The following is a 16,323-nucleotide window of genomic DNA, read 5'->3' on the forward strand; positions in this document are numbered from 1 at the left end:
TTCGTTCATATTCGCCGATCAGCGCCTGGAGATCCTCCACCACTTTCTCTGGCGGATTCTCGTCGCAATAGGCTGTGAAGCCAACGACATCACAAAATAGCACCGCGACTTCATTGTATCGGCGGGGGGGGGCGCCAACTGGCGGCGTTGTGTCCCCGAGCGCGCCGGCGGGGAGGGGGGGGGGTAAAAGGGCAGGCGGGCGGCAGCGGGGGAAGAGGGCGTCTGGTCACTTGCGCCCGGCCTGGCCGGCGGCGAACCGGAAGGGACCGGCAGGGGGGTAAAGATCGAGCGGGGGCTCGGACAGGGACAAGCACGTCACACCCGCCGATGCTGCAGCCCTGATCCCCGACGGTGCGATCGTCTCGGTCTCGTCGTCCAGCGGCCTCGGCTGCCCCGATTTGATGCTGAAGGCGATCGGCGAGCGTTTCGAAGCGACCGGCCATCCACGCGACCTGACGACGCTGCACCCGATTGCGGCGGGCGACATGAGCGGTATCAAAGGCGTGGACTACATCGCGAGGAAAGGCCTGCTGAAGAAGATCATCGGCGGCTCCTATCCCTCAGGCCCGTCGGGCGCCGAGCCGCCATTGATCTGGCAGATGATCGGCAACGACGAGATCGCCGCCTATAACGTACCGTCGGGCATCCTCTTCGACATGCACCGTGAGGCGGCCGCCAAGCGGCCGGGGGTGATGACCAAGGTGGGGCTCGAAACCTTCGTCGATCCGGCGCGCGAAGGCTGCGCCATGAATGCCAAGGCGGCTGCCGAACCGGTCGTCAAGAAAATCAGCTTCGAAGGCGAGGACTGGCTGTTCTTCAAGGCAATCGCACCGCAGGTGGCGATCATCCGGGCGACGACGGCGGACGAGCGCGGCAACCTGACATATGAACATGAAGGCGCCTATCTCGGCGGCCTCGACCAGGCGCTCGCCGCCAGCAACAATGGCGGCATCGTCATTGCGCAGGTGAAGCGCATCACCAAGGAAGGCTCATTGAAGCCCCACGACGTCCGCGTTCCGGGCGTGCTCGTCGACTATGTCGTGGTCGATCCCGACCAGAAGCAGACGACGCAAACGCTCTACGATCCGGCAATCTCCGGCGAAATCTTCCGGCCGCTCGACACATTCCGCCTATCGGAATTCAATATCCAGAAGGCGATTGCGCGCCGGGTGGCGCAGGAACTGCAGGGTGGGAGCGCCGTCAATCTCGGTTTCGGGATTTCGGCCAATGTGCCGCGCATCCTGCTGGAAGAGGGACTTCACGGGGCGGTGACATGGGTGATCGAGCAGGGTGCCGTCGGCGGCGTTCCGCTTCTCGACTTCGCGTTCGGCTGTGCCGCGAATGCCGATGCCTTCATGCCGTCGCCCTATCAATTCACCTATTTCCAGGGTGGGGGCTTCGATGCCTCGCTGCTCTCGTTCCTGGAGATCGGCCGCGACGGCTCGGTCAACGTCTCGAAGCTCTCCATCCGGCCACACGTAACGGCAGGCGCCGGCGGCTTCGTCGATATCACGGCGCGGGCGAAGAAAATCGTCTTCTCCGGCATGTTCAATGCCGGCGCAAAGCTCAGCGTCGAGCACGGCAGGCTGGTGATCGAGAAGGAAGGCAAACTCAAGAAACTGGTCAACGCCGTCGAGCATGTGACCTTCTCGGGTCCGCGCGGCGTGGCCCAGGGGCAGGATGTCACCTATGTCACCGAGCGGTGCGTGATGAAACTGACCCCGGACGGCATCGTACTGACCGAGATCGCACCGGGCGCCGATCTGCGGGTCCATATTCTCGACCAATCGGAATTTCCATTGATCGTTTCGGACAATTTGAAGGTCATGGACAACGCTCTCTTCGGCGAAGCGCCGATCGGCCTCCAGCTGCCAGAAAAGCCAAAGCGGGTTCTGGAAGGAGCATCCCATGGGTGAGGTGAAAGTCTCAATTGAAGGTCACATCGCGGTCATGACCGTCTCGCGCCCGGAAAAGCTCAATGCCTTCGATATCGACATGCTGAAGGCGCTGGCCGCGGCCTGCGACGAGGTGGAGGCGAATGCCTCTGTCCGCGTCGCCATTCTGACAGGCGAGGGCAAGGCCTTTTCTGCGGGCGGTGACATCAAGGCCTGGGGCGACATGCAGGCTAATGAGTTCGGCCATGCCTGGGTGCGCTTCGGCCACCGCATTTTCGAGCGACTTGCGACGCTGCGCATGCCGCTGATCGCAGCGCTGAACGGCCATGCGCTCGGCGGCGGTCTGGAGCTGGCGGGCGCTGCCGATATCCGCATTGCCGAGCGCCAGATCAAGATTGGCCTACCTGAGACAGGCCTCGGTATGATCCCGGGGTGGTCGGGCACGCAGCGGCTGGTCAAGCGCTTCGGCGCGCAGATCGTCCGGCGGATGGTGCTCGGCGGCGAGATGTTTTCGGCCGACGAGGCAAAGGCGAACGGTATCGTCGACGCCGTCGTCGGTACCGGCACATCGCTTGCCGCGGCCAGGGACTATGCCTCGCGCATTGCACTTCGCGGCCCGGCGGCGCTGGAGATTTCGAAGCTTCTGATCGCATCGGCCAATGGCGAGGACAATGGCGCGGCGGTCGAGGCGCTGGGATCCATCCTGGCCGCCAAGACCGGCGACCTCAAAGAGGGCGTTTCGGCATTTGCCGAAAAGCGTCCGGCTCAATTCAAGGGAGAATGGTGATGACGGTGCTGCTGAAGCCGCAAAAGCTCGTGGATGCGAAGGTGCGCGAGTTCAGCATGCTGATCGACGGCAAATGGGTGGAGGGCATCGAGGCAGGCACGATAGAGCGCGTGGCCCCGGGTCATGGCGTTACCGTCAGCCGCTACAAGGCAGCGACGAAGGATGATGCTGTCAAGGCGATTGCTGCGGCCCGCAAGGCATTCGACCATGGTCTGTGGCCGCGCATGACAGCCTCCGAGCGCTCCAACATTCTGCTTAAGGCCGCGGACATGATCGCCGCGCGTGCCGATGAACTTGCCTATCTCGATGCGATCGAGGCCGGCAAGCCGATCACGCAGGTCCAGGGCGAGATCGCCGGTGCTGCCGACATCTGGCGTTATGCGGCAGCGCTTGCCCGCGATCTGCATGGCGAAAGCTACAATACACTGAGCGAAGGAACGCTCGGCGTCGTGCTGCGGGAGGCCGTCGGCGTCGTCTCGATCATCACGCCTTGGAATTTCCCGTTCCTGATCGTCAGCCAGAAGCTGCCTTTCGCGCTTGCAGCGGGCTGCACGGCGGTCGTCAAGCCATCTGAACTCACCTCCGGCTCGACCCTCGTGCTCGGCGAAATCCTGATGGAGGCCGGCGTTCCGGCGGGCGTCGTCAACATCCTCGCCGGCACGGGTGCAGCCGTCGGCGCGACGATGACCGGGCATCCGGATGTCGACATGGTCTCCTTCACCGGCTCGACCGGCATCGGCCGGCTGACGATGGAAAACGCCTCGAAGACGCTCAAAAAAGTGTCGCTGGAGCTTGGCGGCAAGAATCCACAGATCGTGTTTCCTGACGCCGATCTCGACGCCTTCGTCGATGCAGCCGTCTTCGGCGCCTATTTCAATGCAGGCGAATGCTGCAATGCCGGATCGCGACTGATCCTGCATCGCGACATCGCCGACGACGTGACGACGCGGGTGGCGGCGCTGTCGCAAAAGGTGAAGGTCGGCGATCCACTGGATCCATCGACGCAGGTGGGTGCGATCATCACGCCGCAGCATCTGGAGAAGGTTCAGGGCTATGTTTCCGCCGCCGCGGGCAGCGGTGCGAATGTCGCGCTTGGCGGCAGCCATATCGACTTCGGTTTTGGCCAATACATGGCACCGACGATCCTTTCCGGCGTCAAGCCGGAGATGGCGGTGGCGCGCGAGGAGGTGTTCGGACCGGTGCTTTCGGTGCTGACCTTCGAGACTGCGGAGGATGCCGTCCGCATCGCGAACTCCGTCGATTACGGCCTTTCGGCCAGCGTCTGGAGCCGTGACTTCGACACCTGCCTGACGATCGGACGAAAGGTAAGGGCCGGTACGATCTGGATGAACACCTTCATGGATGGTGCGGCGGAACTGCCCTTCGGCGGCTATCGCCAATCGGGCCTCGGTCGCGAACTCGGGCGGCATGCGGTGGAGGACTATACCGAGACCAAGACGCTCAACATGCATATCGGCGCCCGCACGGGCTGGTGGATGCCGCGCTGAGCCAAGGGCTTGTGTTCTGGGAGGATCGATCGCTTGGTGAAGCAGCAGGACATCGTCATCATCGGCTCGGGGATCGGCGGGGCGACCATCGCTGCCGCGCTTGCTCCTTCTGGCGCCGATATCCTCGTCCTTGAGGCGGGCGGGCATATCGAGGACCGGCCGGAAAACCGCGACCAGCGCGCGATCTTCCAGCGCGGCCACTTCCGGCCAAAGGAATTCTGGTACGAGAGCGACGGCAAGCCGTTCAATCCCGGCAACTACTACAATGTCGGCGGCAATTCGAAGTTCTTCGGAGCGGTCATGGTGCGCTACCGGCGGGAGGATTTTCATGAGATGCAGCATCTGGAAGGCATCTCGCCCGCATGGCCGTTTGCCTACGAAGAACTGGAGCCATGGTATAGCCGGGCGGAGCAGCTTTATCAGGTGCGCGGGCAGATCGGCGAAGACCCCACCGAGCCTGTGCATTCGCACAATTACGCCTTTCCGCCAGTGCCCGACGAGCCGTCGATCGCGCTTGTGCGCGAGCGGATGAAGCGAAACGGCCTGCATCCGTATTCGCTGCCGCTCGGCATCGATATCGAGCGCTGGCTTGCCAGGGCGAAGACGCCCTGGGACGCGCATCCGAACAGTTTCGACGGCAAGATGGATGCCGAGACGATCGGCCTTGCGCTGGCACTGCAGCATCCGAACGTCCGGCTGCAGACCGGATCGCGGGTGACACGGCTTCAAACGGCGGCTGACGGCAAGCGCATCGAGACGGTTCACTACCGGAAAGATGGCGCCGACGAGGCGGTCTCTGCGAAGCTCGTGATCCTTGCGGCAGGCGCGGTGCAATCTGCCGTCTTGCTGCTGCGTTCGGCGAACGAGAAGAATCCAAAAGGGCTCGCCAACAGCTCGGACCAGGTCGGCCGCAATTTCATGAACCACAATTCGAGCGCCGTGATCGCGGTCTCGCCGACCTATCGAAACGACGCGATCTATCAGAAGACCTTCGGTTTCAACGACTATTACCTTACGGACGGCGAGAGCGGGCCGCCGCTCGGCAATGTCCAGCTGCTCGGCCGCGTTTCCGGCGCCATCCTCAAGGCCAATATGCCGTCGGTGCCGGAATGGATGCTGAACAAACTCTCGGCGCATGCGATCGATTTCTATGCGATGAGCGAGGACATTCCGCATCCCGAAAGCCGCATCATGGTCGATGGCGAGCGTATCCTGTTGCAGTGGGTGCGGACGAACGGGCCGGCGCATCTGATGCTGGTGAAGAAGCTGAAGCAGGCGCTGAGGGCGGCAGGCTTTCCTCTGGTGCTCTCGCGGCCATTCGACAAGCGCACGCCGTCGCATCAGTGCGGCACGGTCAGAATCGGCAACGATCCGGCGCAGGCGCCGCTCGACATCTGGTGCCGCGCCTACGACCATACGAACCTCTTCGTCGTCGATGCGAGCTATCTACCGACGTCCGCCGCGGTCAATCCGGCGCTGACGGTGGCAGCGCAGGCGCTGCGCGTGGGGGATCATATCCTGCAGAAGGAACTCGCATGATGGCACAGGGAAGGCGGCCGGTCGCGCTTGTCACCGGAGGAAGACAAGGTATCGGACTGGCTATTGCCGAGGCGCTGGCGAGGGCGGGGCATGACGTCGCGATCACCGGAATAGAGGATGTCGGGCCGAAGGATCCGGTGGTCGAGACACTGCGTTTGCTCGGGGTCGACGCCTTTTACCTGAAGGCTGACCTTGCGGACGTTGACGGGCATTCCGCAACCATCGAGGACGTCCTGCAGACATTCGGGGCAATCGACTGCCTGGTGAACAATGCCGGCATCGGTTCGATTGTCCGCGGCGACTTCATCGAGCTGAAGCCGGAGAATTTCGACGCGGTGCTCGATACCAATCTGCGGGGAACGGTGTTCTTCACGCAGGCGGTCGTCAAGGCGATGCTGGCAAGCGGCGCCGGGCAGGCAACTCGTTCGATCGTCAACATCACCTCGGTTTCCTCTGAGCTGACGTCGCCGGAGCGGCTCGACTACTGCATCAGCAAAGCCGGCCTTTCAGCCTTCACCAAGGGACTGGCGGTGCGGCTTGCCGAGAGCGGCATTGGCGTCTTCGAACTGCGGCCAGGCATCATCCGCACGGCGATGACGGCGACGGTATCCGAAAAATATGATGCGTTGATTTCAGGCGGGCTCGTGCCGATGAAACGCTGGGGGGAGGCTGAGGACATCGGCGCGATCGTCGCAGCGCTTGCGTCGGGGAGCTTCGGCTTTGCCACGGGCTCGGTGATCGATGCTGGTGGCGGGCTTTCGATCGGCCGCCTTTGAGCGGGGGATTTGGGATGGCATACGACTACATCATCACCGGCGGTGGCCCCGCGGGCTGCGTTCTCGCCAACCGGCTGAGCGAGGATCCAAACGTCCAAGTGCTGCTTTTGGAAGCAGGCGGCAGCGACTGGAGCCCGCTGTTCCACATGCCGGCAGGCTTTGCCAAGATGACGAAGGGCGTCGCGAGCTGGGGCTGGGAGACGGTGCCGCAGAGGCACATGAAGGGCAGGGTGCTGCGCTATACGCAGGCCAAGGTCATCGGCGGCGGCTCGTCGATCAATGCGCAGCTCTATACGCGGGGCAATGCCGCCGACTACGATCTCTGGGCCAGCGAGGAGGGCTGCGATGGCTGGGATTATCGCTCCGTTCTGCCCTACTTCAAACGCGCCGAAGACAACCAGCGCTTTGCCGACGACTACCATTCCTATGGCGGACCGCTCGGCGTTTCGATGCCGGTTTCCGCGTTGCCGATTTGCGCCGCCTATATCCGGGCGGGGCAAGAGCTCGGCATTCCCTATAACCACGATTTCAACGGCCGGCAGCAGGCGGGCGTCGGCTTCTATCAGCTCACGCAGCGTAATCGTCGGCGCTCCTCGGCCTCGCTCGGCTATTTGTCGCCGATCGGAGACAGGGACAACCTGACCATCCGGATGAATGCCCGCGTTGTGAGGATCGTGATTGAGGGTAGAAAAGCGATCGGCGTCGAGGTTGGCGGACGCAACGGCGTCGAGCTCATCCGCGCCGAGCGGGAGGTCGTCGTTTCTTCCGGTGCTATCGGGTCGCCGAAACTGCTGCTGCAATCCGGAATCGGGCCTGCGGACCATTTGAAAGCTGTTGGCGTGGATGTGAAGCATGATCTACCCGGCGTCGGCGGCAATCTGCAGGATCATCTCGACCTCTTCGTCATTTCCGAATGCACCGGCGACCACACTTATGACGGCGTCGCCAAGCTGCACCGCACGCTTTGGGCGGGCTTGCAATACGTGCTCTTCCGCTCAGGCCCCGTTGCCTCCTCGCTCTTCGAGACCGGCGGCTTTTGGTATGCGGATCCAAACGCGCGCTCCCCCGATATCCAGTTCCATCTCGGCCTCGGCTCCGGTATCGAGGCGGGCGTCGCCCGGCTGAAGAACGCCGGGGTGACGTTGAATTCCGCCTATCTGCATCCGCGCTCGCGCGGTACCGTGCGTCTCGCATCTGCCGATCCGGCGGACGCGCCGCTGATCGACCCGAATTACTGGAGCCATCCGCATGACCGGAAGATGTCGATCGAGGGCTTGAAGATCGCCCGCGAGATCATGCAGCAGGCGGCGTTGAAGCCTTTTGTGCTGGAGGAGAAGCTGCCGGGAAGCAGCGTCGTCACCGACGAGCAGCTTTTCGACTACGGCTGCGCCAATGCCAAGACGGATCACCATCCCGTCGGCACCTGCAAGATGGGCGCGGATGCCATGGCCGTTGTGGGTCTCGATCTGAAGGTGAGGGGGCTGGAGGGACTGCGCGTGTGCGACAGCTCAGTCATGCCGCGTGTCCCCTCGTGCAATACCAACGCTCCGACGATCATGGTCGGCGAGAAGGGAGCCGACATCATCCGCGGGCGCGAACCCTTGCAACGCGCCATCTTCTCGTGGGAACGCAACGACATGCGGCCGAGAGCAAGGTCAGACGTTCGCTAGGCAGATCAGGCGCGAATGAAGAGCGCGCCGACGAGGCCGAAGATAACGATCGATTGCAGGATGAACATCGGCAGTTGATCGGACATGTTTCCCTCCCATGGGCACGCTTTTCATGCTTGTTCGGTGACAGTCATGCTGCCGGCCAAAGCCGTAATGCTGGAGGCGAATGCTGCCACGGCATCATGACGAGCGCAAATCACCTTTCGAATATCGAATTCCTCTTTTTTGCGATGGGAAGAGCAAAAGATGGTATAATCGCTTTCGATGCGATGTGCGGCAGACACCGCTTTGCGAATGCCTGAAGAGGAATAGCATTCGAAACTTTGGCGGTTTAGCAATATTCGAACATCGCATCATAACTCAGCATGGAACCTTTTATGCACTTAGTAGTTTTAGAGTGTACAGGAGGACTACTATGACCAATGATTTTAATAGACCTGGACCGGATGTTCGTACGACACCGGGAAGCGACCGCCGGTCACCATGGGCCATGTGGATCGGTATCGCGGCTGTTGTTGTAATCATAGCCCTTGCAGCGATTTACTGGCCGCGCACGAGTGCACCGCCAGCCACACCGCCCGCCGGCGAGACAACAACGACCCAGCCGCCAGCTACAACGCCACCGGCAACGTCGACCGCACCGGCAACGCCACCGGCAACCGAGCCGGCCCCGGCAACTCCGGCACCCGCAACGCCGCCGGCTGCGGAACCGGCACCAGCAACACCGCCGGCAACGCCGCCTGCAACGCCTCCGGCGCAGCAGTAAGGTAAAAAGCCCGCCAACCATGACCCCCGAAAGTTGGACATTAACTTTCGGGGGTTTTGCATGTCCAAACACAGCCTGGCTGTTAAGCTTCTGATCACCGCGTCGATCTTGCGAAGCAAATGGTCCTTCGGCACTAGGTTATCGAGCGTCACCATCTCGAGAGCCGTCTGTTCGGGAGCTCGCGCCAAGGCTTTGTGAGCAGCCCGCTCCGCAAAGGGAGGATGGACGCCGTATCTGGTTCGTCCCTCTGAGGGCGTCACAAAAATCACCGCAAAATCAAAGATAAGCTCTTGAAGTAGCTTCTGGATGGATGAAACTCGATTTGCATCCAGTTCTGCGCGTATTAATTGCCTGAATTACTTAAACAAAATGGTTTGATTGCATTAACGGTGATGCTTCTCGAAGCCGATATCGAATCTAAACATAGAGACCATAGAAAAATTTCGTTTGCATACTGAAATTTCATCGATATAAAATATAAATAACAAAAAATATACATGGAAACGCCCTTCTATTCGGCCTGCAGTGTAAAGAGTCAGGATTGGCGAAAATGAAGGACGAAACTCTATTACTTGATCCGCGTGATCATAAGATACTTTCAGTATCAAGGGCGTTTGGTTACGTGTTCGCCTTTATGCTGATTTTCACGATCGCCATGGCGATGATCCCCAATCAGTTTTTCATTGTCTCCACGCGCGCAGTCATCAATGCGCCGGTCCAAATGATCGCCTCGCCGATTTACGGCAGAGTGGATAGGATTTCGCTGCAGGTCGGACAGGTGGTCAAGCTCGGCGATGTCATGGCGACGGTCTCCAATCCCAACCAGGACCAGACGTCGCTGACCGGCTTGCGGCTCGAGAAGCTCGATCTCACCGAAAAGCTGAACAATACGAGAAGCGTCGTTCAGGAACGCACCGACCAGCTCCAGAAGGTCAACAGCCAGATCGCGGACGTCAAGGACGGCGCGATCAGCGAGCTTTCGGCGGTCATCGAGAATGCCCGTTACAACGTGCAGACCTACGAGGCGCGGCTCAATGAACAAAACGCCCTGCTGCAGAGGCAGCTCGTGCTTCTGAAGAAGAAGCTGATCTCCGAGGCCAGCATCGAACCGCAGCGCCAGAAGCGTAACGCCGCGCAGTACGAACTCGACTCTGCGCGCGGCGAACTGCGCCGCAACGAGATTGTCCTGTCGCTCGTCGAACGCGACATCTACACCGGCGGTACCGTCGCCGCCAATCTGCTGACGCTTGAAATGCAGCGCACCAAGCTTGCCGGCGAGATCGCCGAAGACAACATTGAGATCAATCAGATGACGGAGCGCAAGCAGCAGGTCGAAAACCTGATTGCGCGGGAGGAGGGGCGGCTTGGCAAGGCCGGGGCCGCCGAGGTCGTCGCCGAGCGCCATGGCCAGATCGTCAGTGTCGACGCATCCTTCGGCGACTTCGTGATGCAGGGCCAGCCGGTGGCAAAATCGCTGGACTGCAACGAGGCCTTTGCTGCCGCCGTCTATCGGAGCCGCGATGTGACGTCGCTGGAGATCGGCATGCCGGCGATAGTCAATTTCCGCAGCCTCGGCGTCAAGCGCGACGCCCAGATCTACAAGATCGTGCGCTACTTCAACTCCGGCCCGGAAAATCGCTATTACGCGAAGTTTCCGGAAGCCGAAGGCCACGAGGTCTATGTGCTCGTCAGGATGGACGAGCCGGCCGGCGAGGGCGGCGCTCCGGCGCATCAGAACAACGACAAATTCTTTGGATGTCATGTCGGCGAGGATGTGATCGTCTCATTGGGCGAGACGGTCGTCTCCCGGATCGCCCGCTATTCGAAGCTGGCGATGGACAGGCTGGCGTCGCCCGGGACGATGGATTCGGCGTCCGCGCTTTTTGACAAGGCGACGGCGCCGCGCTCCGCCGCTGCCGAACCCGCCAATCCGTAACGCCGGCGCCGCTGCATTGATGAGGCTCAACAATGAAGCATCTGAGATCGACGATCGAGATAGGACGCTTGCTGCTGCTCGCCGCGGCGGTGACTGTCCTGCAGACATTCCCGGCGCTCGCCGGTAGCGAACATAAGAAGCTTGCCTGCACGCTTTGCGACGGGCTGGCTGCCCAGATGGGCGGCGATCCGGCGCAGCCCTTCGTCCTGCGCAGTTTCGAACCGCCAAACGGCGGGTCGGCGCTCCATCCGGCTCTGGAAAACACCGGCTTTACCTATGACAATGCGCTTGCCCTAATGGCGTTTTACGGTTGCAAGCGTAAGGCCGAAGCGCGCCGCATCGCCGATGCTCTCGTGCGCGCCGTGGAGACGGACCGTCACTATCATGACGGACGGTTGAGGAATGCCTACCGGTCCGGCCCGGTCGTTCCGGGCAAAGAGGGAATGCTGTTGCCCGGTTACTGGAGTGCGGCCAGCAATTCCTGGATCGAGGACGGTTACCAAGTCGGCAGTGCGACGGGCAGCACCGCATGGGGCGCGCTGGCGCTGCTCATGGCCTACGAGGAGACGGAACAGCCGGCCTATCTCGACACCGCACGCAAGATCATGGACTGGATCCACCGCAGCACGGCAGATCCGCAAAACCCGGGCTATTTCGGCGGCTTTTTCGGCCATGAGCCGGCGCCTGAGCGCATGACCTGGAAATCGACGGAACACAATCTGGATATCTACGCCGCGGATAGCTGGCTTGCGCGCCTGGACGCCGGCGGCGACTGGACCTACCGCGGCGACAGCGCGCTGAAGTTCCTTCGCGCCATGTGGGACGACGGCGAGGAGCGCTTCTACATCGGCAGCGTCCCCGACAGCAACGCTCCGAATATCGCGATGTCGGGACTCGACGCTGAATTGTGGCCGTTGATCGCCGTGCCGGACTTCAAGAGCAAGGTCGAGCGGGTCATGGAATGGACCGAGCTTAACCATGGCGTCGACGGCGGCTTCGACTTCAACAGCGACCGGGACGGCATCTGGCTCGAGGGCACGGCGCAGGCAGCACTCGTCCTGCGGCTTGCCGGACGGTCCGAAAAGGCCGAACCCTTGTTCAAGACCATCGCTGCCCAGGTCACGCCCGGCGGGCTCATCTATGCGACGGTCAACGAGCAGCTTTCGACAGGCCTTCAGGTCGGTCCCAACTCCTCGCCCGGCGATTTCAAGTATTACCGTCTTCCGCATATCGGGGCGACCGGCTGGGCCGTGCTTGCCGCGCTTGACCTCAACCCTTTCCTCGGCCGCGCGGGCCAGGCGCTGATCAGCAAGGATAGCCCATGTCCCCCGAAGTAGTCACTCTCTCGGACGCCATTCTCTTCTCGCTGCTTTCGCTTGCGCTCATCATGGGCTGCGCCTTGCTGCTCGACAGCCGCCGGGGCAAGGATCGCGTCATGTTCGGCATGATCCTCATCGTCATGTTATTGAATTATCTCTATTTCCGCATCACCAAGACGCTGCCGGACTTCGAATGGAGCGCCTATGCGCTGTGGCCGCGCGCCTATCTCTCTTTCGAAATCGTCGTCATCTTCTATACCGTGCTTTCGATCGTCTTTTTCTTCCGGCGGACGGACCACAGTGCGGCTGCGGATGCGAGCGAACTCACCATCGCCGGCGCGGCATCGCCGCCGGCCGTCGATGTCTTCATCTGTACCTATAATGAAGAGCTGTCCATTCTGGAGCGCACGATCCTTGCCGCGAAGGCGATCGACTATCAGAATTTCACTGTCTGGGTGCTCGATGACGGACGCCGCGACTGGCTGGAGGACTATTGCGCCGAGGTTAGCGTGCGATATCTGCGGCGCGGCGACAATGTTGGCGCCAAGGGCGGCAATCTCAACAATGCCATCCGGCAGTCGGCGAAGGAGACCAACGCGCCCTTCATCCTCATTCTCGACGCCGATTTTGCGCCGCAGCGCGCGATCCTGAAGCGAACCGTCGGCCAGTTCGCCGATCCGGAGATCGGGCTTATCCAGACGCCGCAGTTCTACTACAACGCCGATCCCGTTCAGCATAACCTTCTGGCGTCGAAGGCGTGGGTCGATGATCAGCGCATCTTCTTCGACGTCATGCAGCCCTCGAAGGACGGATGGGGAGCTGCCTTCTGCGTCGGCACGTCCTGCATAGTCCGGCGCGATGCGCTCGGCATGATCGGCGGCATGCCGCAGGAAACGGTCACGGAAGATATTCACCTGACCTACCGGCTGCTGCAGAAGGGCTTGAAGACCCGCTGGCTGAACGAGCGCCTGAGCGTCGGGCTCTCGGCCGAGAGCCTCTCAGGCTATATTACCCAGCGCTGCCGCTGGTGCCTCGGAACCATTCAGGTCGCGCTGCTACGGGATGGCCCGTTCTTCGGCCGCGGATACACCTTCCTGCAACGGCTGCATTATTTCCACGGGCTGCTGTTCTGGTTCTGCCGCCCGTTCATCCTGCTCTTGATGGCGGCGCCAATCCTCTATTATTTCCTCGGCCTGCCGGCGATCCAGATGGAACCGGAAGCCTTCTTTCTTTACGCGCTTCCGATGGTCGCAGGCATGTGGGCATTTCATTCCTGGGTCTCCGACCGGCGCAGCATGCCGCTCTTTACGGAAGTGTCGCAAATGGTGTCGGCGATCCCCATCACCATCGCGCTGATTCACGCCCTCATCCATCCGTTCGGGCGGCCGTTCAAGGTTACGGCTAAGGGCGAGGACCGGGCGCGTGTCTCTATCCTTTACCCCATCACCGGCACGTTCCTCCTTGTCATCATCCTGACGTTCATAGGCATGCTGAACGGGCCGCTGATGGGCACCTATAACGACCTCGACGGCTTCAGCGTCGCCTGGGGCATGGTCGTTATGGTCTATGCCTTCGTTTCCCTGCTCGTCTGCATCGAACTTCCGCGCGAGCCGCTGGACAGGATCCAGTTTCCGCTCGCACGGCAGGCAAATCTTGCACGCGACGGCAATTTCACTCCTTGCACTGTCGACACCATTTCAATCAGCAAGGCGGAGATCACGCTGCATGACGGCCGAGCGGCAGGGCAGGTTCGCCCGGGCGACATGCTGATCTTTTCTCCTTTTGCGGACTTCGACGTTGCGGGCAGGGTGACTGGCACGGGCAGAGCGCGCCTCGGCCTATCGGTGTCCATCGTCGCCGTCCGGGACCGCCGCTACGACTGGGAAATCCGGCAGACAGCCGAAGACATCCGCCGGAAGATGATCCAGCGCCTGTTCAGCGAGATGCCGCAGGCGATGCCCGCCCGCGCCCATCCGCTCGCCGCCATCCGCGGCCTCTGGCGCCGCACGTTCGATCACCCCTCAAAGCTCGCGGGCGGTGTTGAAACGCCCGCCGCCACCGCCAGAACACTTCAGGCGCCGCGCCGGTGGCAGAGGCCGCGTGACCTTGCACCAAGGGTGCCGCTTTTGCAGATCGGATCGGCGAGTGCTGCGCCGCCGTTGGCGGAGTGAGGGCCGCCGACTTGTAGCGGTCCCGAAAGCGATTGCGCGCTAAACACGGGGTCGATGATGATCGGCTGGAGCGTGAACTTTGCCATAACGACGGCAACTGTACCAGCCAGATCGGCGACGATCGAAGCGATTTTGCGCACCAATGACTTCAGCATCTCACCGACTAGAGACTACCCCGCTCAGCGCTAACAGAGTGTGATGTCATTGTTTCGACATCGACGGGTATTGGAAACCGCGGTCTACTCATTTAAGCGAAGCTGCCGTCCCGATGTGTTTGTGGGTGGGGCGTGTCGCATTGTCGTGATGTTCGAGTTGGTTTCTGTTCAGAAACTTTAGCAAGCCACCCAAGTCCCGAATATTGATCTTGGATATTGCGGGCCTATACCGACGGATACTGTCGCTCGTTTCCGTGCTCGCTTCACATGAATTTGACCCGCGCTTTGATGCCGGCGAGGACCTCGCCGAGGCGGTGGATTGGGAGAAGGCGCAGCGCCCAAATCTGGCGCCCCATCGCGTCAATGTCGATTTCCCTCGTGGGTGGTCGAAAAGCTGGACCGCGAGGCGCAGCGCTTGGGATCACGCGTTAGGCGCTGATCAAGGTTTGGGTAGCTGATCGGCTGGAGGGGCGGAATGGCAAGCTGCCTGATTATCCGGTAGCTCTGAATTTCCCGATCAGGAAATTTTTCTGAATAAGGATCATCTAGCGCTGTCTATTTTCCCGATCGGGAAATTTTTCTCGACAACGCGGCCGATATGCTGTTATTTTCCCGAGCGGGAATATGAAGATGGCAAAACAAGTCAGAAGTCCAGCCGACATCGGCGCCCTGGTCCGGAGTGCACGCAAGGAGCAAAACTTGCGGCAGGATGAGCTTGCCGGCGTTGCTGGCGTTGGCCTGCGGTTCATTGTCGATCTCGAAGCAGGTAAGCCCACGGCTCAGATTGGAAAAGTGCTCCAGGTTCTCCAAACGCTCGGTTGCTCTGTTGTTATTTTAGCCCCTGGCGAGGGTAGGCGATGATGACGAAGGTTCTTAACGTCTGGTGGGACGGTAGCATTGTCGGACAGTTCACGCAGGACAGGCACGGCGACATAGGGTTCGCCTATGCTCAGGCTTGGCTTGACGACGAAACCGCTCTTCCGCTTTCGGCTTCTCTTCCGAAGCGACTGGAGCGCTTCTCCCGTCGAGAATGTAGGCCGTTTTTCGGTGGCCTGCTGCCCGAGGAAAGCCAACGCCTGGTTGCCGCGCAGGCATTAGGCGTTTCACCTGCGAACGACTTTGCGCTTCTCGATCGCTTAGGGGGCGACGTCGCCGGCGCCCTCCAGCTTTTGCCGGAAGACCAGGAACCCGTTAGGACAGAGCCGCTCGCAGACCAGCAGATTACACCCCTCGATGAGGCCGGAATCGTTCGGATACTCGACGCACTTCCGACACGGCCGCTATTGGCCGGCCAAGAAGGCTTGAGGCTATCGCTGGCCGGCGCGCAATCTAAGGTGCCGCTTGTTTTAATCGACGGCCAGCTCGCGCTTCCAGTTCCCGGCCAGGCAACAACGCATATTCTGAAACCGCCAATCGCGCGCTTCCCAGGGACGACCGATACCGAAGCTTTCGTGATGAAACTCGCTGCAGCGATCGGCCCCGAGGTCGCACCGGTCGCACCGCTGTCAGCGAATGGGCGCCCCTTTCTCCTGGTCGAGCGATACGATCGCTATCGCGACGCCAATGATGTTGTTCGCCGCATCCACCAAGAAGACTTTTGCCAAGCACTTGGTGTGCCGCCTGACACGAAGTATGCGCGCGAGGGCGGGCAGACCTTCAAGGATTGTTTCGAGTTGTTGCGGCGGGGGGGGGGGGGCGGGCGGAATTTTTGGGTCGGGGTCCCGTGCGTGGGTCATATTGGGCTGCCCCGCGTCGGGGCGCCGAAATTGAACACCGCCAAGTGTCTGGGGTTGGGTGGGGA

The 16,323-nt window shown here is 61.2% G+C and carries 11 protein-coding genes and 1 pseudogene; 11 read left to right on the forward strand and 1 reads right to left on the reverse strand.

Annotation, left to right across the window (positions count from 1 at the left end; genetic code table 11):
* Nucleotides 1-308 precede the first annotated feature (308 nt).
* The 6 genes and pseudogenes from C9413_RS13120 to C9413_RS13145 all read left to right on the forward strand — a co-directional run.
* A pseudogene (locus C9413_RS13120) lies at nucleotides 309-1,916 on the forward strand (acyl CoA:acetate/3-ketoacid CoA transferase); the annotation flags it as partial.
* Nucleotides 1,909-2,682: an enoyl-CoA hydratase/isomerase family protein gene (locus C9413_RS13125; RefSeq protein ID WP_039845420.1), complete on the forward strand. Its 774-nt coding sequence runs from the start codon at nucleotides 1,909-1,911 to the stop codon at nucleotides 2,680-2,682. The pseudogene C9413_RS13120 and the gene C9413_RS13125, both read left to right, overlap by 8 nt.
* A complete protein-coding gene (locus tag C9413_RS13130) occupies nucleotides 2,682-4,190 on the forward strand; it encodes an aldehyde dehydrogenase family protein (protein WP_039845419.1) in 1,509 nt (502 codons plus the stop codon). The genes C9413_RS13125 and C9413_RS13130 overlap by 1 nt, the downstream gene beginning before the upstream one ends.
* Nucleotides 4,191-4,223: 33 nt before the next feature.
* The gene (locus C9413_RS13135) at nucleotides 4,224-5,729 is read left to right on the forward strand and encodes a GMC family oxidoreductase (RefSeq protein WP_170250532.1); all 1,506 of its coding nucleotides are present in this window, start codon (nucleotides 4,224-4,226) and stop codon (nucleotides 5,727-5,729) included.
* Nucleotides 5,729-6,505 (forward strand): 3-ketoacyl-ACP reductase, encoded by a 777-nt coding sequence (locus C9413_RS13140; RefSeq protein ID WP_039846839.1) that lies wholly within the window; start codon nucleotides 5,729-5,731, stop codon nucleotides 6,503-6,505. The genes C9413_RS13135 and C9413_RS13140 overlap by 1 nt, the downstream gene beginning before the upstream one ends.
* Before the next feature lie 14 nt (nucleotides 6,506-6,519).
* On the forward strand, nucleotides 6,520-8,175 hold the full coding sequence (locus tag C9413_RS13145) for a GMC family oxidoreductase N-terminal domain-containing protein (RefSeq protein ID WP_170250533.1): 1,656 nt from the start codon (nucleotides 6,520-6,522) through the stop codon (nucleotides 8,173-8,175).
* A 540-nt stretch (nucleotides 8,176-8,715) separates the two neighbouring features.
* On the opposite strand, the gene C9413_RS13150 is transcribed toward C9413_RS13145, so the two are convergent.
* Nucleotides 8,716-8,958: a hypothetical protein gene (locus tag C9413_RS13150; protein WP_039845415.1), complete on the reverse strand. Its 243-nt coding sequence runs from the start codon at nucleotides 8,956-8,958 to the stop codon at nucleotides 8,716-8,718.
* 533 nt (nucleotides 8,959-9,491) lie between these two features.
* On the opposite strand from C9413_RS13150, the gene C9413_RS13155 reads away from it, so the two are divergent.
* The 5 genes from C9413_RS13155 to C9413_RS13175 all read left to right on the forward strand — a co-directional run.
* A complete protein-coding gene (locus tag C9413_RS13155; protein ID WP_039845414.1) occupies nucleotides 9,492-10,877 on the forward strand; it encodes an HlyD family efflux transporter periplasmic adaptor subunit in 1,386 nt (461 codons plus the stop codon).
* 32 nt (nucleotides 10,878-10,909) lie between these two features.
* Complete coding sequence (locus C9413_RS13160; RefSeq protein ID WP_052451551.1) at nucleotides 10,910-12,214, forward strand: hypothetical protein; 1,305 nt, start codon at nucleotides 10,910-10,912, stop codon at nucleotides 12,212-12,214.
* A complete protein-coding gene (locus C9413_RS13165; RefSeq protein WP_170250534.1) occupies nucleotides 12,199-14,367 on the forward strand; it encodes a cellulose synthase catalytic subunit in 2,169 nt (722 codons plus the stop codon). The genes C9413_RS13160 and C9413_RS13165 overlap by 16 nt, the downstream gene beginning before the upstream one ends.
* Nucleotides 14,368-15,152: 785 nt before the next feature.
* Complete coding sequence (locus C9413_RS13170; protein WP_039845412.1) at nucleotides 15,153-15,383, forward strand: helix-turn-helix transcriptional regulator; 231 nt, start codon at nucleotides 15,153-15,155, stop codon at nucleotides 15,381-15,383.
* The coding region (locus C9413_RS13175) for a HipA domain-containing protein (RefSeq protein WP_170250535.1) at nucleotides 15,380-16,323 on the forward strand (944 nt) is incomplete at its 3' end. The genes C9413_RS13170 and C9413_RS13175, both read left to right, overlap by 4 nt.

This window comes from Rhizobium sp. SEMIA 4085 (assembly GCF_013004495.1).
In the GTDB taxonomy this organism is placed as follows: domain Bacteria; phylum Pseudomonadota; class Alphaproteobacteria; order Rhizobiales; family Rhizobiaceae; genus Rhizobium; species Rhizobium gallicum.

What these genes read in the sequence shown, in the direction of transcription:
- C9413_RS13125 (WP_039845420.1), top strand. Translation starts at nt 1,909, where the DNA reads ATGGGTGAGGTGAAAGTCTCAATTGAAGGTCACATCGCGGTCATGACC.
- C9413_RS13130 (WP_039845419.1), top strand. Translation starts at nt 2,682, where the DNA reads ATGACGGTGCTGCTGAAGCCGCAAAAGCTCGTGGATGCGAAGGTGCGC.
- C9413_RS13140 (WP_039846839.1), top strand. Translation starts at nt 5,729, where the DNA reads ATGGCACAGGGAAGGCGGCCGGTCGCGCTTGTCACCGGAGGAAGACAA.
- C9413_RS13145 (WP_170250533.1), top strand. Translation starts at nt 6,520, where the DNA reads ATGGCATACGACTACATCATCACCGGCGGTGGCCCCGCGGGCTGCGTT.
- C9413_RS13155 (WP_039845414.1), top strand. Translation starts at nt 9,492, where the DNA reads ATGAAGGACGAAACTCTATTACTTGATCCGCGTGATCATAAGATACTT.
- C9413_RS13160 (WP_052451551.1), top strand. Translation starts at nt 10,910, where the DNA reads ATGAAGCATCTGAGATCGACGATCGAGATAGGACGCTTGCTGCTGCTC.
- C9413_RS13165 (WP_170250534.1), top strand. Translation starts at nt 12,199, where the DNA reads ATGTCCCCCGAAGTAGTCACTCTCTCGGACGCCATTCTCTTCTCGCTG.
- C9413_RS13170 (WP_039845412.1), top strand. Translation starts at nt 15,153, where the DNA reads ATGGCAAAACAAGTCAGAAGTCCAGCCGACATCGGCGCCCTGGTCCGG.